Origin of the sequence: Methanosphaera sp. (assembly GCF_022768985.1) — an archaeon.
In the GTDB taxonomy this organism is placed as follows: Archaea; Methanobacteriota; Methanobacteria; order Methanobacteriales; family Methanobacteriaceae; genus Methanosphaera.
This window is the reverse complement of sequence record NZ_JALEKL010000011.1, coordinates 112,760-134,335: the sequence shown is the minus strand read 5'-3', so window position 1 is coordinate 134,335 and position 21,576 is coordinate 112,760. Positions and strand designations below refer to the sequence as shown.

General features: G+C 29.0%; 23 protein-coding genes. 10 read left to right on the top strand and 13 right to left on the bottom strand.

The features are described 5' to 3' along the window. From MRZ80_RS05980 to cfbB, 6 genes are all read right to left on the bottom strand, one after another. The gene (locus MRZ80_RS05980) at positions 1–501 is read right to left on the bottom strand and encodes a MarR family winged helix-turn-helix transcriptional regulator (protein ID WP_292537257.1); all 501 of its coding nucleotides are present in this window, start codon (positions 499–501) and stop codon (positions 1–3) included. Between the two features lie 267 nt (positions 502–768). Further along, positions 769–2,145 (bottom strand): MATE family efflux transporter, encoded by a 1,377-nt coding sequence (locus MRZ80_RS05975; RefSeq protein WP_292537254.1) that lies wholly within the window; start codon positions 2,143–2,145, stop codon positions 769–771. Positions 2,146–2,371: 226 nt separating this feature from the next. Beyond that, positions 2,372–2,947 carry an MATE family efflux transporter gene (locus MRZ80_RS05970; protein ID WP_292537250.1) on the bottom strand — a complete coding sequence of 192 codons (576 nt, stop codon included), beginning with the start codon at positions 2,945–2,947 and terminating at the stop codon, positions 2,372–2,374. Positions 2,948–2,985: 38 nt separating this feature from the next. Beyond that, a complete protein-coding gene (locus MRZ80_RS05965) occupies positions 2,986–3,750 on the bottom strand; it encodes an MATE family efflux transporter (RefSeq protein WP_292537247.1) in 765 nt (254 codons plus the stop codon). Between the two features lie 202 nt (positions 3,751–3,952). Next, positions 3,953–4,771, bottom strand: a complete 819-nt coding sequence (locus tag MRZ80_RS05960) for a F420-dependent methylenetetrahydromethanopterin dehydrogenase (RefSeq protein ID WP_292537244.1) — start codon at positions 4,769–4,771, stop codon at positions 3,953–3,955. A gap of 63 nt (positions 4,772–4,834) precedes the next feature. After that, positions 4,835–6,187 (bottom strand): Ni-sirohydrochlorin a,c-diamide synthase, encoded by a 1,353-nt coding sequence (gene cfbB / locus MRZ80_RS05955; protein ID WP_292537241.1) that lies wholly within the window; start codon positions 6,185–6,187, stop codon positions 4,835–4,837. A gap of 291 nt (positions 6,188–6,478) precedes the next feature. On the opposite strand from cfbB, the gene MRZ80_RS05950 reads away from it, so the two are divergent. After that, a complete protein-coding gene (locus tag MRZ80_RS05950) occupies positions 6,479–7,555 on the top strand; it encodes a HEAT repeat domain-containing protein (protein ID WP_292537238.1) in 1,077 nt (358 codons plus the stop codon). Between the two features lie 55 nt (positions 7,556–7,610). On the opposite strand, the gene MRZ80_RS05945 is transcribed toward MRZ80_RS05950, so the two are convergent. Then, positions 7,611–8,435, bottom strand: a complete 825-nt coding sequence (locus tag MRZ80_RS05945; protein WP_292537235.1) for a carbon-nitrogen hydrolase family protein — start codon at positions 8,433–8,435, stop codon at positions 7,611–7,613. 142 nt (positions 8,436–8,577) lie between these two features. Between MRZ80_RS05945 and MRZ80_RS05940 the strand changes: the two genes are divergently transcribed. Both MRZ80_RS05940 and MRZ80_RS05935 read left to right on the top strand, forming a co-directional pair. Next, a complete protein-coding gene (locus MRZ80_RS05940; protein ID WP_292537232.1) occupies positions 8,578–8,838 on the top strand; it encodes a ferredoxin in 261 nt (86 codons plus the stop codon). Positions 8,839–8,862: 24 nt separating this feature from the next. Then, positions 8,863–9,273, top strand: coding sequence for a hypothetical protein (locus MRZ80_RS05935; RefSeq protein WP_292537229.1), 411 nt, complete (start codon positions 8,863–8,865; stop codon positions 9,271–9,273). 39 nt (positions 9,274–9,312) lie between these two features. On the opposite strand, the gene nucS is transcribed toward MRZ80_RS05935, so the two are convergent. Then, a complete protein-coding gene (nucS, locus tag MRZ80_RS05930) occupies positions 9,313–10,050 on the bottom strand; it encodes an endonuclease NucS (protein WP_292537506.1) in 738 nt (245 codons plus the stop codon). A gap of 204 nt (positions 10,051–10,254) precedes the next feature. Here nucS and MRZ80_RS05925 point away from each other — a divergent pair, with 204 nt between their 5' ends. Both MRZ80_RS05925 and MRZ80_RS05920 read left to right on the top strand, forming a co-directional pair. Next, a complete protein-coding gene (locus MRZ80_RS05925) occupies positions 10,255–10,971 on the top strand; it encodes a hypothetical protein (RefSeq protein ID WP_292537226.1) in 717 nt (238 codons plus the stop codon). A 7-nt stretch (positions 10,972–10,978) separates the two neighbouring features. Next, the gene (locus MRZ80_RS05920; RefSeq protein WP_292537224.1) at positions 10,979–12,196 is read left to right on the top strand and encodes a GMC family oxidoreductase N-terminal domain-containing protein; all 1,218 of its coding nucleotides are present in this window, start codon (positions 10,979–10,981) and stop codon (positions 12,194–12,196) included. Between the two features lie 98 nt (positions 12,197–12,294). Here the strand turns inward: MRZ80_RS05920 and MRZ80_RS05915 are convergent, their stop codons facing one another. After that, positions 12,295–12,615 (bottom strand): hypothetical protein, encoded by a 321-nt coding sequence (locus MRZ80_RS05915; RefSeq protein WP_292537222.1) that lies wholly within the window; start codon positions 12,613–12,615, stop codon positions 12,295–12,297. A gap of 44 nt (positions 12,616–12,659) precedes the next feature. After that, positions 12,660–12,983 (bottom strand): hypothetical protein, encoded by a 324-nt coding sequence (locus MRZ80_RS05910; RefSeq protein WP_292537220.1) that lies wholly within the window; start codon positions 12,981–12,983, stop codon positions 12,660–12,662. 271 nt (positions 12,984–13,254) lie between these two features. On the opposite strand from MRZ80_RS05910, the gene MRZ80_RS05905 reads away from it, so the two are divergent. Continuing rightward, on the top strand, positions 13,255–13,560 hold the full coding sequence (locus MRZ80_RS05905) for a hypothetical protein (RefSeq protein WP_292537217.1): 306 nt from the start codon (positions 13,255–13,257) through the stop codon (positions 13,558–13,560). A gap of 109 nt (positions 13,561–13,669) precedes the next feature. On the opposite strand, the gene MRZ80_RS05900 is transcribed toward MRZ80_RS05905, so the two are convergent. Then, positions 13,670–14,329: a hypothetical protein gene (locus tag MRZ80_RS05900; protein WP_292537215.1), complete on the bottom strand. Its 660-nt coding sequence runs from the start codon at positions 14,327–14,329 to the stop codon at positions 13,670–13,672. Positions 14,330–14,498: 169 nt separating this feature from the next. Here MRZ80_RS05900 and MRZ80_RS05895 point away from each other — a divergent pair, with 169 nt between their 5' ends. Next, on the top strand, positions 14,499–15,701 hold the full coding sequence (locus MRZ80_RS05895; protein ID WP_292537212.1) for a VWA domain-containing protein: 1,203 nt from the start codon (positions 14,499–14,501) through the stop codon (positions 15,699–15,701). Between the two features lie 35 nt (positions 15,702–15,736). Then, positions 15,737–16,888 carry a tRNA uracil 4-sulfurtransferase ThiI gene (gene thiI / locus MRZ80_RS05890; protein ID WP_292537209.1) on the top strand — a complete coding sequence of 384 codons (1,152 nt, stop codon included), beginning with the start codon at positions 15,737–15,739 and terminating at the stop codon, positions 16,886–16,888. A gap of 99 nt (positions 16,889–16,987) precedes the next feature. Here the strand turns inward: thiI and MRZ80_RS05885 are convergent, their stop codons facing one another. Together MRZ80_RS05885 and MRZ80_RS05880 are read right to left on the bottom strand one after the other, a co-directional pair. Further along, on the bottom strand, positions 16,988–18,064 hold the full coding sequence (locus tag MRZ80_RS05885) for a UDP-N-acetylglucosamine 2-epimerase (RefSeq protein ID WP_292537206.1): 1,077 nt from the start codon (positions 18,062–18,064) through the stop codon (positions 16,988–16,990). A gap of 3 nt (positions 18,065–18,067) precedes the next feature. Further along, the gene (locus MRZ80_RS05880; protein WP_292537203.1) at positions 18,068–19,168 is read right to left on the bottom strand and encodes an oligosaccharide repeat unit polymerase family protein; all 1,101 of its coding nucleotides are present in this window, start codon (positions 19,166–19,168) and stop codon (positions 18,068–18,070) included. 187 nt (positions 19,169–19,355) lie between these two features. On the opposite strand from MRZ80_RS05880, the gene MRZ80_RS05875 reads away from it, so the two are divergent. Both MRZ80_RS05875 and hisB read left to right on the top strand, forming a co-directional pair. After that, on the top strand, positions 19,356–20,906 hold the full coding sequence (locus MRZ80_RS05875) for an oligosaccharide flippase family protein (RefSeq protein ID WP_292537200.1): 1,551 nt from the start codon (positions 19,356–19,358) through the stop codon (positions 20,904–20,906). Positions 20,907–20,961: 55 nt separating this feature from the next. Continuing rightward, positions 20,962–21,540: an imidazoleglycerol-phosphate dehydratase HisB gene (gene hisB / locus MRZ80_RS05870; protein ID WP_292537197.1), complete on the top strand. Its 579-nt coding sequence runs from the start codon at positions 20,962–20,964 to the stop codon at positions 21,538–21,540. Positions 21,541–21,576: the final 36 nt, after the last annotated feature.

Below are 21,576 nucleotides of genomic sequence, written 5' to 3'. Positions count from 1 at the left end.
TTAATCTTTTCCTCCCTTGTTTATTTTATCTTGATTTTCAATTATTGATATTAAAATATCCATTATATCGTCTCTTGAAATAACATCATCAATAACTGTATTTTCATATTCAAGGAGTTCTTGGTATGAATTTGTTGCCAGTTTTCTTCCTTTATCTGTTAGTTTTATCTTATTTTGTCGTCTGTTTTCATAGTCTTCTATACGTTTTATAAGTTTTTCATTTTCAAGTATTCTAAGATAACGTGTAACAAGTGTTGTGTCTATGTATAGTGATTTAACTAGGTTTTTTTGATATACATAGTCATCAAATTTAAGAAGTGATATGAGCACGGGCATTTGTGCTATTGTGATGTTATGTTCTTTGAGAGCTTTATTAAAGTATATTTTTTTATTTTTCAGGAATGCAGAAAATAGAAATGATAATGATAAATTGTCTTTGTCGCGTGTACATTCATTTTTTGTGCATTCATCTTTTAAGCATTTATTTTCTGTGCATTTCATTTATTTTTCACCTAAAAAATATTTTTTTTAATTATTTTTATTTTTAGAATTTTTATGTTCTATTTATATATTCTATTTATGCTTGTATATAAAACTATTGACTTTGTCAATAATTAATTTTGTAAATTATTTAAAAAGCAATAATTAAAAAAGTAAATTATTTAAAAAGTAAAATAAATCATACAAGGATAAGTAAAATGTATTATTAAGATATGTTGCAAGTGTAATTTAATAAAAAAAGAATAATAAAAAAGGGAGGTTAATAAATTATGAAGTAGTACTAGATTTTAAAAGACCTCTAAAGTAGAACATTGCACATCCTACACAGATAAGACCACCAATCATTCCACCCGTTACAACTCCATAATAAACACCATAAGCACCCCAAGCGAAGGTAAGAGCAAATAATATTGAAAATATACTCTCAAGAATCAAAGCACGAATAACAGTAAGAATCAGTGCAACACTACCCCGACCAACACCCTGGAACATCATAGATGCAACACTTCCAAGACACATACAATAGACAAAAACAATCATAATACGCAAAGTCTCAGAAATCTGTGGTGCAAGAGCACTACTAGAATTATATGCAAATAACATACTAACTTGTGGAGCAAAAATATAAACAATTGCAATCATCACAGTTGAAATCATAACACCCAACTTCAAAGTATATATAAATGCATTTTTAAGCTTTTCATAGTTACGAGCACCAAATGCAGCACCAGAAACAGTAATTAAAGCAGTACCAAGACCCATAATAGGAATATTAGCAAGTAAAATTACACGAAAAGCTGCAGTATATGTAGCAACAGCAACAGTACCTGCTGTAATTACAAGAAGCCAATTTGAAATCATATTAAGAATACTGATAATAATATTTTCAGAAGTTGATGGTATTGCAACACCAAGAATTCCCTTAAAAATACCAGAATTATATTTAAAATTCTTAAAATTAATATCAAGATACATCTTATTTTCAAAGTGAAGCCAGTAGAGAAGTACAACACAGCTAATAAGAGCAGATATAACACTAGCCCATCCAGCACCACTAATTCCCATATTTAAAACATAAATCATTATAGGATCAAGAATAATATTTAAAATAGCAGTAATAGCCATTGAATACATTGCACGTTTAACATCACCCTCTGATCTTAAAATAGCAGTAGCAACATTACTGTATATAAATACAAGCATACATCCAAATACAATATATCCATATTCAAGAGCAGCACCTGTTGCACTTCCTGCACCCATAGCCTCAAGAATCATAGGAAGCATAAAACATATTAAAGCTCCACCAAAAATTGAAATTATAATAGTCAACACAAGACTATGCAGTGCTGAATTATTTGCACCATCATAATCATCAGCTCCAATAAAACGTGCAATCATACTATTTGCACCAGCTCCAATACCATTACCAAGACCAATAAGAATCATATATAACGGATTTATAAATCCAATAGCAGCAAGAGCATCAGCACCAAGACCTGCAACCCATATACTATCAACAAGATTATATGCCATTATAAGAAACATACTTACCATCATAGGCCATGCAAGCTTACGTATTGCCTTTTTATGATCTCCAAGAAGAAGTTCAATATTACTATTTTTTTGAACATTACCTGACATAACAATTTCACCTCTCATATTTTATTTTAAAAAGAAAAAGTCGTTGTTTTTAGTTGTAAAAAAAGAAGAAATTTATTTGTAAAAAAATAGAATCAAATTTAGTTTTTTCATAGAATTCATTGAATATATAAGTTTAATCATTGTAAATTAAGTTACTTACTACTATTTTGTATAAGTTAGTATTTATATATAAAAAAAAGTTAGGGGTGGTGATTGTGTGAAATTACTATATAGTAATTGTATCATCTGATTTTTTTAATTTTCTAATATATCTTAAAGCCCACATAAATGCTACAATTCCACCAAATATTAAACTCATAATATATCCATTATATATGCTGTAAAATCCATTATTTAAAAGTATAGCAAATACTCCTACTGTAAATATAACTTTTAAAATTATACTTCTCCAAAGTGAAAGTATAAGTGATGTTGTTCCTTTACCAACAGACTGGAAAAGCATACATGGAATTACACTAAAACATTGAAATACCATAAATATAAGTAAATAACGTGTTGCATCAGTAATATATGATATAATTTGAGTATTTCCACTTGAAAATAGTGAACATATCTGTGGTGTAAATATATAAAAAATTATAACAAGTAAAAATGTAACAATAATTGAGATATTCATTGTATACTTAAATGATTTATCAAACTTTGTATAATCTTTTTCTCCATATGCTGCTCCTGCAACTGTAATTAATGCAGAACCATAACCTTTAATTGGAATAGTAATAAGTTTAGTAATTCTTAAAGTAGCTGCATAAACTGCAACAGCAACTACACCTCCTGTCATTGCAAGAATATAGTTTTCAATAATAAATATTGAACTACTTAGTATATCTTCTGATGTATCTGGTATTGCAACAGATAAAATCTTTTTTGCAATATCTGTGTTATATTTAAAGTCTCTAAATGAAACATTAAGGTATGTGTCCTTTTTGATATGATCCAGTAGATAAGAACGATACAGTTAATAGTTTCAGTAATTATGGTAGCCCATGCAGCACCACCAATTCCCATATTAAAATTAAATATAAATATTGGGTCAAGAATTATATTTAAAATAGTGGTTGCTGTCATTAAATACATTCCACGTTTTACATCTCCTTCTGATCTTAAAATTGCAATACCAACATTACTATAAAATAATACAAAGGCTCCATTAAATATTATATTTCCATATTCAAGGGCTGCAGTTGTTGCACTTCCTGCATGCATAAGTGCTAAAATATATGGAAGTGATAAATTCATTACAATTGCAAGTAGAATTGATGCAATAATTGTTAGAAATATTCCATGTACTGCACTATTGCTTGCATTTTTAAAGTTGCGTGCTCCAATATATCGTGCAATAAGACTATTAACACCTGTTGCAAGTCCACTTCCAAAAGCTACAAAAACAAAATATAATGGTAATATTAGTCCCATTGCAGCTAGTTCATTACTTCCAAGTTTTGCAACCCACATACAATCAATAAAATTATATGATACTGAAATAAGTAGACTGACAACAATTGGCCATGAAAGTTTACGAATAGCTTTTTTATAATCTCCTAGTATTAATTCAATGTTTTCTTTTTTTGATTCATTAGTCAAATTAACACTCCTATTTTTATTTAAAAAAATTCTAATTAGTTATTACGTGATAAAACTAATTAAAATTATTTATTTTTAGAATATATAACTTAAAAAAAGTTATTAATTTAATTTATGTAAAATACAGTATTTAAAATTAAATAAAAAGAATATAAAAAATAGTGGTGGTGAAATAATTTATATGAATGATTTAAAATTAATATCAATCCATAAGGTGGTGTTTTACTTCTACATCACCATTACGTTTGTGTGATGATCTGAAAAGTACATCATTACTTTTTTCAATATCACGTGCTTGTTGTGCAAGTTGAGCTGCTGTTGCCATCATTTCATGTGCACCACATACCATTGGTATGTATTTTTCAGGATCTTTCACTTTAAAACATGCTTCAACATCCATCTCTGCAACTTTTGATGCAATATTATATGCTGCTATTGCCTTACTTTTAGCATATGGATTTTTAAATTCAGCAGCATCAGTTGCATTTTCTGATGTAACTATGAGTTCTGGAAGTGTTACATTTTTATTGTTTTTAATTTCTTCAACCATATCATCAATTGTTGTATGAATAAGTCTGAAAACACCAGTAATTGCAAGAACACGCATAATATCAGCGTTAAATATTGCCATTTCTGTAGCATCAAGGAATTCACGTCTTGCACCAATCATTGGATCTGCTTTTATTATGATATATCCAAGATTTTGTTCTTTTATCTGACTTATTGCTCTTTCACCTGGCTGATCTCCAATTATTACTGTTGGAATGTCAATTTCTGCTAGTATTTCACGTGCACTTTTAGGTCCTCCAATACTTGGATTTGGACTTATAAATAAGATAAGATCAAAATCATTTTCTTTAACATAATCAAGCACATCAAGTTGTGCTTTTCCCATCTTTGCTCCAGAACTTATTGTTCTTACATCTATATCTTCACGATCTGCTCTTTCATCAAGTATTAAATCTAGTATAGGTGATGTTCCTATATTTCCCATTTTTATTATTGCAATTTTTACAACCATTTTTTCACTTCAAAAAAATATAATAAATCTATATTATTAAATACCATTAATTCTATTCTACTTTTATAATGCATTTTGTGTAAAGTTATATGCAAATTCATCCATTGATGCGGTGTGTGTATGAACATAACTTGCAAGTGTATTGTTTTTTAGTAGTCCATCATATTTTCCTGTAATTCCTACACCACGTTTCATTTCAAGTGCAAAGTCGTTCTTATTATTTCCTGTATATTCAACTTTTGAATAATGGAATTCATGTCCATGGTATGATTGACCTTTTTTAAGTATAGGATTGTCTTGTATTACATCTGCTATTGTATAGCTTAATCCTTGAACTTTCTTTGTAAGTGTTGATTTATAGTTAAATACATCAACCATTGGCATATCATCAATAGAACGTGTTAAATACATAAGACCTCCACATTCAGCATAGATTGGATTGTTATCATCTGAGAATTGTTTTATTGACTTTAACATTGAGGTATTTGATGATAATTCTTTTTTAAATATTTCAGGATATCCACCACCAATATATAATGCATCAGCATCTGGCATAACTTCATCATGTATTGGACTGAAATATTCAATTTCTGCATTGTTAGCCTCAAGTGCTTCTATATTTTCACGATAATAGAAGTTAAATGCTTCATCAAATGGTATTGCTACTTTTGTCTTCTGTTTTGTTGTAGTTTCAGACCAGATAGGTGCATAGTCATCTTCTATATCATCACTTCTTTTCATAATTTCAACAAGCATGTCAAGATCAATATTTTCCTTAATTAACTCACCCCATTTTTCTACCATACCTGCTATTGTATCTTTTTCAACAGCTGGTATTAAGCCTAGATGTCTTTGTTTTACTGTAATATCGGGGTTTCGTATAATTCCACCAATAACAGGTGTGTTTGTAAGAGTTTCAACTGCCTTTTTAGTTTTAAGGTAGTGTTTTTCACTTTTTGTATTGTTAAGTATTACACCTTCAATTTTAATTTCAGGATCTAATGCTTTAAAACCCAGTACCATAGCAGCAGCACTTCTAACTAAACTTCGACTGTTAATAATTAATATAACAGGAGCATTTAGTGCCTTTGCAATAGATGATGTACTTCCAACATCACTTACTGGACTTATACCTTCATATAATCCACGTACTCCTTCAATAATACCATATTTTGCTTTTGAATGTTGCATACCATTTTTAAAGGATTGTCTTATTTGACCATCAGACATAAAAAATGAATCTAAATTACGTGAAGGTATAGATGTTGCACAACTATGATATGATGGATCAATATAATCAGGTCCTACCTTAAATGACTGAATCTTAAATTCATCAGATAATGCCTTCATAATACCTGTAGATATAGTTGTTTTTCCTACTCCACTACCTGTTCCTGATAAAACTATTCTCTTCATAAATAAAATATCCTATTGTTTTTTTATAAAATAGTAAGAAAAATACCATTTTCTCTTATGCTATTATATTTTAAATTTATAGGATATAATTTTTTTACTAAAAAGAAAAACATACATATAATAAAATTATTATAACTAAAAATAGAAAACATAATATAACTTAATGTAAGATTTTATGGATTATTATGGGATTATAGAAAAAAACTAAGACTATACTAAAAAAGGGGCATTGATTACTATCTACATAATAGAAATTCATTGAAAGATAACAATAATAGAAGGTTGATATTAGTGACAATTAATGAGATAAAACAAAAACTATCAAATGAAGATCATACAATAAGAATAGAAGCATGTAAAGAATTAATTGAATATCCAGAAGATGCTATAGATATATTAATTGACACATTTAAAGATAAAAATCCACTTGTAAGATTTCAGGCAGCAAAATCATTATCAGAAATTGGTGATGCATCAATAAAACCATTAATAAATGTCTTAAAACAAGATGATGAAATGGTTCAAAAATACGGTATACTTGCACTTAAAGATATTGGTGATGCAGCAGTAGCAGAAGAATTAATTAATGCTCTTTCAAGTGAGGACTTTGCAATACGTAAATTTGCAGCAAAAGCACTTGGTGAAATGGAAGTAGGAGAAGCTGTAGATCCAATAATTGAACTTCTTGTTGATGAAGATTGGGGTGTAAGAACATCAGCAACAAAAGCACTTGGTGATATTGGAGATAAAAAAGCAGTAGATCCAATTAAAAAGGCAAGACGTGCAGCAACAGGAGATAAAGAATTTAAAAAAGTTGCAAATAAAGCACTTAAAAAGATAGATCCAAAACCTAAAAAATCAAAAAAGAAATCATCAAAAAAATCAGAATCAAAAAAGACAACAAAGAAATCAACAGATAAAAAATCTACTACTAAAAAGTCAACAACTAAGAAATCAACAGATAAAAAATCTACTACTAAAAAGTCAACAACAAAGAAATCAACTAAGAAGGCATCATCTAAAAAATCCATAGCAAAGAAATCTGCAACAAAAAGAGCATCAAAAAAGATGGTTTCTGAAAAAAATCCTAAACCTAAAAATTCAGCAATAAAAAGAGTATCAGAAGATATCGAATCAGATAAAAAACCAGTACCTTCAAAAGAAGCAATAAAAAGAGTATCTGAAGAAATTGAATCAGATAAAAAACCAGTACCTACAAAAGCTGCAGTTAAACGAGTATCTAAAAAGAAAGATGCTGAAAAACCATCAATTAAAAAATCTAGTGATAAAAAAGTTAGCATTAAAAAGCTAAGAAAAATAGGAAGAAAGAAAAGATTAGGAGTATTAAAAAGTAGAAAAAGATACTAATACTTCATCTTTTTTTTTAATATCTAAATCTATCCTCTCCTTTCTCATTTTATTTTTATTTCATTATTGTTTCATAGATGTCATTTCTTTTATTTTTAAGAACAGGAATTTGCTCGCGTACATCATCTATTTTATTATTTTCAATGTCAGCATAGAGAATTTCCTCTTTAGTTTCAGCTTCTGATAATATTTTACCCCATGGATCTACAATCATAGAATGTCCCCATGCAACATAGTATGGATTGTCAATTCTACTTGGTGATGTTGCAACAACATATGCTTGTGTGTCAATTGCACGTGTGCGAATAAGAGTTTGCCAGTGAAGTGGTCCTGTTGTCATATTAAATGCTGCAGGAAGTAGTATTATATCAGACTTATTTTGACTCATTAAAGTCCAAAGTTGTGGAAAACGTACATCATAACATATAGCAATTGATATTACACCAAGATCTGTATCTACTGTTGTAATCTTATCTCCTGCAGTTAGTGTGTCTGATTCTGTAAATTTCATTGTTTTTGTATTAATATCAAAAAGATGCATTTTTCTATGTTTTGCAATTATCTCACCATCAGGGTTAAATAGGTATGCTGTGTTGTATATTTTATCATCACATCTTTCAGCTATTGATCCGGCTTGCAAGTATATGTCATGTTTTTTTGCAGTTTTACTCATAGCTTGTAGTGTTTGGCCGTCATTTTCATCTTCTGCAAATTCAATAAACTTTGCTGTATCATAAGGTCCATTAAATATTTCAGGTAGTGTGATAAGCTTTGCATCGTTAGCTGATGCTTTTTTTATTAATTGTATTGCATGTTCTATATTTTCATCTTTATTTTCACATACATCCATCTGACATGTTGCTATTTTAAAATCCTGCATTTGTTTTATTCCCTCCAATAAATATGATAGTATTGTTTATTAGTTATTAATTTAATATAATTTATACAATTACTAAAAAAAATAAATAGAAATTAGAATTATTTAAAATTATCATAGCCCTTAAATAGTAGGTGATTTAGGTATGTATGAAGTAGAAATTAATAGAAATAAATGTCGAGGTTGTGGTGCATGTATTAAAACATCACAAATTCTCATATTAGATGATGATAATCTTGTTGCAATAGAAGGTGGATTTATTGATTCAGATAACATTGCATCAAAAGTTATTAAATCACTCTATGAAGTAGAAACAGCAGCTAGTATCTGTCCTGAGGATTGTTTTATTATTTATGATGATGATACTGGTGATGAGATTGAAATTGAACGTAATTCATTAATATAAAATTAAATAAGAGGTAGAAATAGGATGTTAGATTTATTTCCAGAAAATGATTTAGGAGATTATAATGTATTTATATCATATCCAAAGGATTGTCAAGATTATAATGTTTTCATAAAAAGACTTTCTGATGCTACAGAAGCATTTAAGTGGACTGACACTACAGATTGTGATAATTATGCTGAAGCAATTGCTGATTGTGATGTATTAATTGTTCTATCAGGTCTTTGGGATGATGATAGAGAAAAAATAGAAGAGCATATTAGGTATGCTCAAAGCTTTAGTAAGCCTATTATATTAATACGTCCATATGGTGTTGAGGAAGTTCCAGATGAACTTGAAGAGGTTGCAACTAAGATTATTGGATGGAATACTGCATGTATTGTTGAGGCTATTCTTCAAAGTTTAGATGTTGAATATGATGAATGTATATTGTAATTATTTTCTTTTCTTTTTCTCTTTTTTTTTAATTTGTATCTAGAAGAATGAATCTAGTGTTGATGTTTTATGTTTTAGAAGATCTAGTGGTGGATCCATTGCTATGAATTCCATTTGTAGTTCATCAAGCATTTCTTGTGCATTGTCTGTTATGTCTGGTGCTACTATTATTCCTCGTACAAAGTCTTTATTATCAGCAAAGCAGTCTATGTATCCTTTTAGTTGTTTTACTGCATTTGTTCCTGCTTTTCTACTTTTAAATTCTAGAATCATTAATGTTCCATTTTTATCTTTTCCCATTAGATCTATGAATCCATTGTCTGTCTGGTATTCTCGTCTTGTTGGTCTAAATCCCTTTTCAAGTAGGTCTGGATTTTCCCATGCAAGATCTACCATGTGTTTTTCATATCCTCTTATTTCAAGATCTTTTGTATCAACACAGTTGTAGTATGTTGCTGTGTATACTTCATCAAGATATACTATTATTTCTTCATTTGGCTTTGTTTTCTTACTTTTCAGAGTTAGGTTTCCATTTTTATATTCTACTGTGTTTTTACATCCTGGTGCTTGCCAATTTACTGGGTCTAGATTTAGTTGTTGGTGTATTGTAAATGTTCCATCTTTTTTTATTAGTATGAGTCTGTCACCTGTATCTAGTTTACTTCTTGCTCTTCCTTCATATTCTACGTGACATTTTGCAAGGATTATTATCATACTTTTTTTATTAAATCCATCATCTATTAGTTTGTATGCTTCTTGTTTGTTTGGATGTTCTATTGTTTTGTATTTAATTGTTGATTTCTCCTTTTGTATTTTTTTTTATTAGTGGATTTTCATATTTTTTTTCATAAAATTTTAATTGCTATTATAATATATATTAATATAAATTTAATAATTTTTTAATAATCTAATAATAATATAACAATTGTTATATATTGTTTGTTGATTATAAATATAATACATGATAGGGAAATGATAAAATTGGATTCAAAAATACTAAGATCAATAGAAATAGTAGTTGTAGCAATAGCGGCTTTAATACTAACAAGACTATCAATAAGCTACATAATCATCTTAGCACTAATAGGTTTAATAACAACACTAATATCAAAAAGAAGAAAAGATGCAATAATAGCAGCAGTACTCTATACAATCATAGGCTATGTAATATCATATCCTGCTGGAATGTTTTTTGCACAATTTACACCAGAAACACCAATACCAGTAAGCATAACACTAACAGATACAATAATAAATCAAGCAATAGGAGTTGCAATACCAATAATAATAGCAATCATAATAACAACAGTAGTATCATCAGCTGTAATATTCATACTAAACCTACTTGGAGGCAATAAAAAACAAAAAACACAACAAAAAGATGAAGTATACTTCCAAAAACCACCAAAACAAATACCACAAAAAGAAGTATACTTCAATCAACAACAACCACAACAACCACAACAGCCAGATGAATACATACAACCACAACCAGAAATACCACCACAACAATATCAACAAACACAACAAGATCCACTAACATCACAAATACCAATACAGCCAAAACAAACAAAACAAACAACAAATAATAAAAAATCTAATAGAAAATCCAAATCTAGAAAAACCAAAAAAGAAAAACAAGAAATAATATATCATGATCCTATAACAAACTATAAAAAATCAAAAAAAGGAGAATAGAACTTAAATGACAAAAGTAATTATAATAGGTGCAGGAACTGGGGGACTAAGTGTTGCAAAAGAACTTTCAAAAAATAAGGATGCAGAAGTTCTAATAATTGAAAAAGGACCACTAGCTGATACAAAAGATGCATATAAATACTATGATACATGGGATAGAAATGAAATGGAGATCATAAAAACAACACTAGTTGGAGGATCATCCACAGTAATTGCTGGAAATTTCATACCATCATTTGTTGAAGAATTAAAAAAATATGACATAGACATAACAAAACAACTTGATGAACTAAAAGATGAACTAAAAATTGCACCAATGCCAGAATCACACATAGGAGATGCTGATCATATTCTTCAAAAAGCAGCAGAAGAACTTGGATTTGACATGCAACCAATGCCAAAAGCAATAGATGCAACAAAATGTAAGCAATGTGGAAAATGTGCATGGGGATGTCCACATGGAGCAAAATGGAGCAGTCTTGAAGACCTTAAAATAGCACAACAAAACGGTGCAAAACTAATAACAGATGAAGAAGTAGTAAAATTATTAGTTGAAGATTCAAAAATTAAAGGGGTAGTTACAAACAAGGCAAATACATATACAGCTGATATAGTAGTAGTTGCAGCAGGAGGAGTTGTAACACCAAAATTATTAAGACTTGCAGGAATAAATACAGCAGGTGAAACATTTGCAGTAGATCCATTCATAACAATAGGAGGATACTATAAAGGAGCAAATCAGACAAAACAAATAGAAATGAACAAATTCATAAAACTTCCATATGCTGTAATATCACCACATACAAGCCAGTATGTACTTGATGGAATAAAACAAACACATCCTGATGCAACAGCTGATGATGTATTAAGCTTCATGATAAAAATCCCAGATAACAGGAAAGGAAAAGTATATGCAAATAAGGTAGAAAAATCAATAGACTATGATGATGTAGCATACATTGCACAAGCATCAGCAATAGCAGGAGCAATACTAAAACAAGCAGGTGTTGACATGGAAAGTATCTCATCAACACACACAAGAGGAGCACATCTAATTGCAACATCACCAGTAGGAGAAGTTGTAGATAGTAATCTTCAAACAGAAATAGAAAACCTCTATGTTGCAGATGGATCAGTACTTCCAAAAGCAGAAGGAATACCACCAATTTATGCAATACTTGCAATTGCAAAAAGATTAGGACAACACCTTGCAGACATAATATAGAAAAGGAGTATAAATTCTCTTTTTTTTTAAATTCTTTTTTTTTAAAATAAGTTTAGATGTAGTAATAAAATAAAGTAAGGGGAGGGGAAGTATTTTTTTTAGAGATCTTTTCTTTCTTCAATATAGATGTAGATTCTTTCATTTTCAAATAAGTAGCTTTCATCTTCATTTAAGTCATTTGCTATTTCAAATAAAAGTCCACTATTAACAAGTTTTGCAATACGATTGTAAAATTCATTATATTCAATCTGTTTTTTGCTAGAATAAATTCTCTTAAATCCATCCTTATTCCATTCAATGCCATCCCATGCATAAATTTCCTTTTTTCTATGATCAAGAACTATTTTTGTTAATATATCAAAATCATCATCTTCATAAGTATTGTCAATAATTCTACATTTTATTTCATGAATTGGCATAAAAATATCCCCCACTACAGTAATATTTTTTTTATATTTTCTTTTTATTGTGTGTTGTTTCTAATTACAACTTTATATTCTTCAGATTTTAATGATTCTCCAACTTTTATTTCTGCAAGATCTTCCCAGAAATGGTCATGTACAATGTAGTCATGAAGGTGTGTTATGAATTCATCAAATTTATCTTTTTCATCTCTATCTTCTGGTGAAAGTTTTGTTATGTCTATGAAGTCTTTTATCCATCTGTCTCCATCATGGAAGTAGTATGTTGTATCATAGCTATTTTCAGGATTTGATTCTACACAGCATTTAATGTTGTATTTTGCATCATCTATATCTTCTATTATGTATTGATTTTTTACTTTCACAATTTTCACATCCATTGATTTTATTTTATAATTAATTATATTATCTTTTTGTAATTTTTTTTAGATAGTTAATAGTTTTTGATTTTCTTTAATTATATTATTTTATAATATTAAATTTGTAATACTTTTAATAGTTATTATTATTAAAACTAACTTAGATTTATATAATATTTTTAATAAATAGTAGTATGTACTAAAAATAATTTTGATAAATTTTATAACTTTTTAAATAAAACAATTTATGAAAATATTTTTTAAAGAAGGAGATGTAATGAAGTCAAAAATTAAATGTATTATTACAGGCAACTATAATAAAACAGAAAATAGCACTTCGACAGTCCAGAAAAGAACCTTAGGATCAAATATGAGCTCTGATATAAAGATTTATCAGAATGAAGAAGCAGGGGATTATGTAGAAACTACATACAAAGGAATTAAAGTATGTGTACGTGAAAATTATCCATATTATAATCCTCAAAACGAAAAGGTATATTATTCTAAGGAAGAAGAAGCCGAAGAATTATATCAGATTTCAAAAGAGATGACAAAATCATCAGTATTGGATCTGGATATATAATTTTTAATTAAAAAAAGAGAAAATATATGGATTTTTCTATAAACTTTTAATTAAAAAAACGTATTTTACTTTTTAATTCTTTTTTTAACTTTTTTTATAAAAACCCAATTTAATTACATAATTTAAATAATTTGCATGCTTTTTTTGTTGATTCATACTCTGTGATATTTTCGGGAATTTCATAAACCAGTGTTGGATTTCCACTATTTGCTATTGGTTTTGATACAAGCTTTGCTGATGTACTATTATATTCCTCATTTCCAAGTACTGGATAGTAGTTAAATCCATTATCTTTTATATGATTTGCAATTTCAACAGATTTTTCATCCATTGCAGGTGTTGCAACATAAAATCCTTCACCATAGCCTGGTTTATGTGAATGTGATATTATAACAGGTGCATTTGGATATTTTCTAACATCACTATTTACATATTTTGCTATGATATGTTCACCATTGTATCGACTTTTTGAGTAGTCATCTGCATCTTTTGTTATGTGAACTTCATAGACTATCATTTTTATGTTGTTTGTTTTTGCAAATTCATCTGCTGCTTTAATTTCAGGATCTATTGCTAGTTTTTCTCGTGGATGAATTCCTGCAATTAGAATGATACATTTATCTGAATTATAATAGTCGTATGTATGTTTTATAATATATCCTGTATTATCATCTGCGAAGTGTTCATGATTTTGTGCAATAAGTTGTGAATAGATGCCTATTATTGCAACTAATGCTATGATTATCAGGATTTTATTTCTAGTTTTCATGATAAATATTCCTTTTTATTGTGGTTATTTATTTATTTTATATAATCATTTATATAAGAGAATATAAAAATATAACAATGTTAATAGAGAACTACATGAATAAATAAAAATAAAAATAACACCAAACAAGACACAATAATAATAAAAAGTAATAGGATGTTTTTTTTTAATGCCAGATGAAAAAATAATTGCACTATCAAACAAACTACGAGATGAAGGAGTAAATGTAAGTATAAGAACTACAAAGCTAGCATGTGATGTATATGAGATAATGCAATTGACAAACTCATCAAAAAACCTAAAACTCGCATTTAAAAGTGTATATGTGAAAGATTCATACGATGAAGCAAAATTTAATAAAATATATGATGATCTATTTAAAGAAACAGAAAAACTAAAACAACCACCACGCGACCTGACAAAAAAACCACCAAAAAAAGACAAAGACAAACAAAAACAAAAACCAGAAAAAAAACAAGACCCAGAGAAAATAAAAACAGATGAAATAAAATTCAACAAAAAACCAAAACCAAAAGAAAAACCAAAACCAAAACAAATATCATTTGAGGAAATAATATTCAAACAAATGAGTGCAGATCTACAGAAAAGAAAAACACTAAAAGAAAAAGAAATACCAGATGCAGACATAACACAACTAAATCAATTCGATGAAAAAACACTAGAAGTATGCAGAAAACTAGGAAAGAAAATTGCAAACAGACGAATGAAACGTCAAAAAAAGGCAAATAAAAATAAGATAAGCATACAAAAAACAATACGTAAAAACCTTAAAAATGGTGGAAAACTAATAGATCTACAAAAAGCAAAACCACCACTAGATAAGTCAAAACACGTATTTTTAAATGATATAAGTGGATCATGTGACTGGATTAGCAGCTGGTTTTTTTCAATAATCTATGGATGTCAAAGATCATTTAGAAAAGTAACAACATATGAATTTGACAGCCAAATAATTGATATATCAGAAGAACTAAAAACAGAGTCATACTACAGGACATATCAAAGTATAATGGATAAAAGAAAAGCTCATGGGATGCGACATGAAGAATCAGACATGACACAATCATTTAAACAATTTCTAAATCAAGCACCACTAAATTATAGAACAGTTGTAATAATACTAACAGACTGTCGAGACTGGAAATCAAGACAAAAAGAAGGACTGGCAGAAAGTGCAGTGGTACTGAGAAAAATTGTTGAAAAAACACAACGAGTACTGATATTTAATCCAGAACCAAAAGAAAACTGGAAATCACATACAAGCTGTGTTGATGACTACATAAAAGTTGGTGCAGAAGTTCATGAAGTTAAAAATCTTAAAAACTTAGCAAGACTAATTGAGGATTTATAATAATTTAAATTTAACTAGGGAGGAAATAGGAGAACATGAAATACATTGTAAGATATGGAGAAATAGGAATAAAAAGTCCAAAGATAAGACGTAAATTTGAAAATAAATTAATGAAAAACATAAAAACAGAACTTGAATGTGAATTTATAAACAATCAAGGACGTCTTCTTCTAATAACAGATGAAGATGAACAAAAAGTAGATGATGTACTGCATCGTGTATTTGGAATAGTATCATATAGTCCAGTGTATGAAACAGTGACAGATAATGATAAGATAAAACAACTAATTGATGAGGTAATACCAGAAGTTATAGATGCTGGAGAATTTAATCCTGAAGTTGATACATTTGCAGTTAAATGTAGACGTGTAGGAAATCATGACTTTACAAGCCAGCAAATGGCAGGATACTGTGGATCTGTTGTTGTAAAACTAACAAATGCAAAGGTAAATCTATCAAATCCTGACTTTACATTGTATGTAGAAGTACGTGATGATATAACATACCTCTACACTAAGAAAATTAAAACACTTGGAGGATTACCTGTAGGATCACAGGGAAAAGTAGTATGTTTAATATCATCAGGAATAGATTCACCAGTTGCAGCATATCAGATGCTAAAACGTGGATGTTCACTAGTACTACTTCACTGTGATAATGAACCATTTACAAAAGATACAATGGAAAAAGTAAAACAACAAGCATCTAATCTTCAACGTTATTCACTAGGTGAAAAAGTAGAACTATATTCTGTTAAATTTGGAAACTACCTAGGTGATGTAAAAGAACTAGCACCACCAAGAATGACATGTGTACTATGTAAAAGTGGAATGTATCAAATTGCAGAATATCTTGCAAATATAAAACATGCAAGTGCAATAGTTGATGGAAGTAGTATAGGACAAGTTGCATCACAAACACTAAATAATATAGAATCTACAAGATATCACTGTCGCATGCCAATATTTAGCCCACTTATATGTTCAGATAAGATAGAAATTGAAGCTATTGCAAAGCAAATTGGTTCATATGAAGTTTCAATAATTGAAGATGGGGGATGTCTTGCAGTACCAAAATATCCAGAAACACATGCAGACTTAGAACTTGTAAAAGAAATTGTTGAAAAAATAGATCAAAAACAATTACTTGAAAATCTTCATGAAACAATAGAAAAAATAGACTTCTAAAATAAAAAATTAAACACCAAAATAAAATAAGCTAAAAAATGTATAAAAAAATAATTGGATGAAAGGTGTGAATTCATCCAAAAATACACCTCTTTTTTTTCATCTGTACTTTTTACGTTGATTCCAAATTCTTTTAAGTGATGATGCACCACCAGATTGCATCTTAAACATATGTCTTTGTTTAATTAAATCTGCAACCTTCCAGCTTGCCTTAATACCATTATTAACAAGACGACTACCAACAGCAGGCTTCATATGATCAACACCATATGAGATATCTTCAACATCAACTACATTAATACCAATACGAGTTGCAAGATTATTACTTTCATGATCACGATGGAAACCTCTAATTTTAACAGCAGGAGTAGATAATACACCTGCTTCAATTGTAATTCCCATACCAGCAATGTATATAACACCCTGTGATGCATTCATAAGACTTAACAGATCAACATATCCATCAATAACATAAGTATTATTTCTGCGAATAGACTTAAGAACATAATCTGTATCAAAACGATATGGAACAATTAAAATGTCCTTATCAAGCTTTTCAACCTCATGAATAATTCTTGGAACATCCTCAGCTTTAGCATCACCACCAAGAACAAGAAGATAGAAATCATCAATATTATAATAATCATACAATGTCTTCTTATCTGTAAGTGGAACCTTACTTACATATTCAGCCTGAGGATATCCACGAATATTGATAGTATTTGTAATACCATACATCTTCTTAAGCTTCTTTTTTGCATCCTCATGAGGTACTGTTATAATATCAGCATAAGATATCATTTCAATAGGATTGTAAATATCTTGTTCAATATGAATTGTTGGAATTTTAAGTTTTTTTGCTGCCATTATTCCTTTTCTAACATCACCTGCATTTCCACAGGTAAGGACAAGATCAATATCCCTATTTTTAAGTTCACGATGAGTCCTATATACATCACGCATAACAAGTGATGCAATCTTAATATCACTTCGTCTTTTTTGAGTATTTCTCCGTGATTGACCTATTGATATTAGCTCATCACTATAAACTGATAGTAATTGATCAGCACCTTCACTATGAGTAAGTGATGTTATATTAACATCTGTATCTAACTTCTCAATTATAGGAATTAAAGTCTTTGCTGGAGCTGTTTCAGCTACTATTGCTATGTTCAAATTTCATCCTCTCTTTTTGGTAATTTTTGTAGTGTATAAACATAGTATTATTGCAATTGCAAAAAATAATAATACTACTAAATCTGTTGGTCCTGTTTCAATCCATATGAGTGTATGTGCTAATATCATTGCATATAATGCAACAAAGAGATTATCTTTTGTATTTTTCATTAAATGATATAGTATGCCAAGAATTATTCCAAGAAGTAACATTTGAATAATCATAGCATAAGCTCCAAAGTCAAGTAGAGCCGGACCAAATATCATAGATGTTGTTGAATGTGCATATCCTAGTGTAGTTGAACCTACAATCACTCTTGGATCTGTTGATTTTAAAAATCCTGTTAATGTATTGTATAATAGAAGTCCATGTGTACTTCCTTGAAGTGCTACGGCATGATCAAGAACTTGAAGAGTATATCCTGCCCTGTAAAATAGAAGTTCAAGAGGATTTAATGTCCATGTTTGCCATTCTATTGATTTTACAGCAACATATCCTACAATAAGTAGTAGTGCAAATATTGCAGCAGCTGATATTATAAGCTGTGTCCATTTAAGATCACGAGTATAATAAAGACAGATAAATATACTTATCACAATTGCCATAACAGTTGTTCTATATCCTGTAAATGTAAAGAGTACTAAACCTACAATAAACAGTAGGAAATACTTCTTCTTAGGATACTTAGCAAGTAATATGTTAATTGAAGGTAAAAATAACAGATATGACAAAAGCCATATACGTGTTGCAGCCTTAGCTTTTAAATATCCACTAAAAAGAGGTATACCTCCAAGATATAGAAGATTAACAACTTGAAGAATAATTCCAAGAAGTACAACCATCACAATAAACTTCTCTGATGTAAGCTTTTTAATCTTTGATTTATCAATGGTAATTTCTCTATTTTTAAGTAAGCCTTTAACAATATAAACTCCAAGAACATAAAATACAAGTCCTAAAAATATAACAAGGACAGTGTTAAATCCCACACCTGTCAAGTTTTTTAAGTTAAAGGAAAAACCAACATATGCAAAAATAAGGTATACTAAAACAAGTACCACTAAAATCATTGGCGAAAATATGTCAAGTTTTTTATAATCCATTTAAATCTACCACATTAAAAAAATTGTTAATTAATTTTTATATATTACTATAATATTTCTTAAAAGTGATATAAACAATTTTATTTTTTAGAAAAATAAATAACATTACAAAATAAAATTATAAAACTTATAATATTAATAATTCTTAAATATAGTATTAAAATCAGTAAGGTAGTTGTGAATTAATATGTCAGATAAACTCATGAAAAATAGTTTTATTCTAGTTATTGGAAATCTTCTATTTCGTATAGGAGGATATATAAATAGACTTCTAATGACAAGATTACTAGGACCTGAAGGATATGGACTTTATGGTTTAACACTACCATTTCAGGGAGTTTTCCAGATACTTTCAGCAGGAGGACTTCCACCTGCAATAGCAAAGTATGTAGCACAATTTAATGCAAAAGATGAAAAAGCATTAATACGCCAAATAATGCATATTGCAACACGTTATATGATCTTCATGGCATTAATTTTAAGTATACTGCTTCTTTTTTCATCAGATTTCATAGCAAATAATATATTTCACATGCCAGATGTAGTATGGCCACTAAGAGCTGTAAGTCTTATACCACCATTTAGTGTGATTGTAGGTGCAATGAGAGGAGCATACCAGGGAGTATACAAGAATGAATACACAGTATATAATAGACTTGCCGAACAAGCATCAACAATAATATTTGCATGTTTATTTGTTGTATGTGGATTTTATGCAATGGGAGCAGTTCTTGGTGGAGCTGTAGGATTTATAGTATCAGCAATAGTTGCAGTATATCTCTACAAAAAACATATTAGTGGAATTTTCAAATCAGATGATGATCTTAACTTAACAAAGAAAGAGGAATTAAAACTTCTCTATATGCTTATTAAGTTTTCAATACCTGTTACAATAACAGCACTATCTGAGATGGTAATATATGATGTTGGAACAATTATAATTGGAATATTTATGCTATCACGTGATGTTGGATATTATAATTCAGCCGATCCAATAGCTCGAATGCCACTTGTAATATCACTTTCAATTGCAACAGTAATGCTTCCTGCAGCATCAGAGGCATATGCACTAAAAGATCAAAACTTACTACAAAAATATGTAGTTGACTGTCTACGATACTGTATACTTACAGTTGTACCACTATGTTTAATTATAAGCATATTTAGTAGTAATGTAATACATCTTTTATTTGGAAGCATATATATTCCAGCATCAGGAGTATTAAGTATACTTGTTGTTGGAATGTCATTTTATAGTATTTACATGGTATGTAGTAGTATACTTCAAGGAACAGGAAGTCCAAAAACTCCAATGTATGTACTGCTAATGGGAACAATAATAAATGTAGTGTTAAATGTATTATTTGTAAAAGATATAGGAATTGAAGGTGCAGCAGTTGCAACAACAATAACAACAGCAATACTAATGTGTATAATATTATTTATTGTAATTCGAAAAACAAAGATAAAATTACCAATAAAAAACATTGCATTGATTTTACTTTGTAATGTAATACTTGCCTTAATATGTATAGTAATACCAAAAACAATAATGGGCTTAATTATAGGTTCGATAGTTTCACTCATTGTATATATGCTGTCACTTCTAGTATTTAGAGTACTTTCAAAAGATGATATAATCTTTTTCATAAACTATGTAGAAAAGATTCCATACATTAAAAGATACACATCAAATATCATGGATTTTATAGATAAACATAAACTATATTCAATGTAAAATTTAGAAGATAATATTAAAGAAAATAAAAAATTCAAAGGGGAATAAGAGAAAAATGGAAAGAATTGCCCAAATATCTCGTAAAACAAAAGAAACAGATATAAAAATAAGATTAAATATTGATGGTGAAGGAAAAAGTAATATTGATACAAAAGTTAAATTCTTTGATCATATGCTTGAAGCATTTACAAAACATGGATTTTTTGACCTAGATGTAATTGTAGATGGAGATATTGATGTTGATGATCATCATACAGTAGAAGATACAGCAATTGTACTAGGTGAATGTTTTAAAGAGGCTCTTGGTGATAAAGTTGGAATTAATAGAATGGCATATGCTGTAGTTCCAATGGATGAAGCACTTGCAAATGTAGCTGTAGATATTGGTGGACGTAACTACACAGTATTTAAGGCAGACTTTGAATATCAGTCAATAAGTGATCTTAGTACACAAAATATTAAACATTTCATGGAAACATTTGCAAACAATTCACTTATGAATATTAATATTAAAGCAGAAGGTGAAAATGATCATCATATCTGTGAGGCCATATTTAAAGCACTTGCACGTGCATTAAATGATGCAACAAAAATTACACATAATCAAATATTAAGTACAAAAGGAACATTTTAAAGAAAATGTAATGAAATTCTTCCCCTCCCTTTTTAA

What these genes read in the sequence shown, in the direction of transcription:
- MRZ80_RS05980 (WP_292537257.1), bottom strand. Translation starts at nt 501, where the DNA reads ATGAAATGCACAGAAAATAAATGCTTAAAAGATGAATGCACAAAAAAT.
- MRZ80_RS05975 (WP_292537254.1), bottom strand. Translation starts at nt 2,145, where the DNA reads ATGTCAGGTAATGTTCAAAAAAATAGTAATATTGAACTTCTTCTTGGA.
- MRZ80_RS05970 (WP_292537250.1), bottom strand. Translation starts at nt 2,947, where the DNA reads ATGACAGGAGGTGTAGTTGCTGTTGCAGTTTATGCAGCTACTTTAAGA.
- MRZ80_RS05960 (WP_292537244.1), bottom strand. Translation starts at nt 4,771, where the DNA reads ATGGTTGTAAAAATTGCAATAATAAAAATGGGAAATATAGGAACATCA.
- cfbB (WP_292537241.1), bottom strand. Translation starts at nt 6,187, where the DNA reads ATGAAGAGAATAGTTTTATCAGGAACAGGTAGTGGAGTAGGAAAAACA.
- MRZ80_RS05945 (WP_292537235.1), bottom strand. Translation starts at nt 8,435, where the DNA reads ATGCAGGATTTTAAAATAGCAACATGTCAGATGGATGTATGTGAAAAT.
- MRZ80_RS05940 (WP_292537232.1), top strand. Translation starts at nt 8,578, where the DNA reads ATGTATGAAGTAGAAATTAATAGAAATAAATGTCGAGGTTGTGGTGCA.
- MRZ80_RS05935 (WP_292537229.1), top strand. Translation starts at nt 8,863, where the DNA reads ATGTTAGATTTATTTCCAGAAAATGATTTAGGAGATTATAATGTATTT.
- MRZ80_RS05920 (WP_292537224.1), top strand. Translation starts at nt 10,979, where the DNA reads ATGACAAAAGTAATTATAATAGGTGCAGGAACTGGGGGACTAAGTGTT.
- MRZ80_RS05915 (WP_292537222.1), bottom strand. Translation starts at nt 12,615, where the DNA reads ATGCCAATTCATGAAATAAAATGTAGAATTATTGACAATACTTATGAA.
- MRZ80_RS05905 (WP_292537217.1), top strand. Translation starts at nt 13,255, where the DNA reads ATGAAGTCAAAAATTAAATGTATTATTACAGGCAACTATAATAAAACA.
- MRZ80_RS05900 (WP_292537215.1), bottom strand. Translation starts at nt 14,329, where the DNA reads ATGAAAACTAGAAATAAAATCCTGATAATCATAGCATTAGTTGCAATA.
- MRZ80_RS05895 (WP_292537212.1), top strand. Translation starts at nt 14,499, where the DNA reads ATGCCAGATGAAAAAATAATTGCACTATCAAACAAACTACGAGATGAA.
- thiI (WP_292537209.1), top strand. Translation starts at nt 15,737, where the DNA reads ATGAAATACATTGTAAGATATGGAGAAATAGGAATAAAAAGTCCAAAG.
- MRZ80_RS05880 (WP_292537203.1), bottom strand. Translation starts at nt 19,168, where the DNA reads ATGGATTATAAAAAACTTGACATATTTTCGCCAATGATTTTAGTGGTA.
- MRZ80_RS05875 (WP_292537200.1), top strand. Translation starts at nt 19,356, where the DNA reads ATGTCAGATAAACTCATGAAAAATAGTTTTATTCTAGTTATTGGAAAT.
- hisB (WP_292537197.1), top strand. Translation starts at nt 20,962, where the DNA reads ATGGAAAGAATTGCCCAAATATCTCGTAAAACAAAAGAAACAGATATA.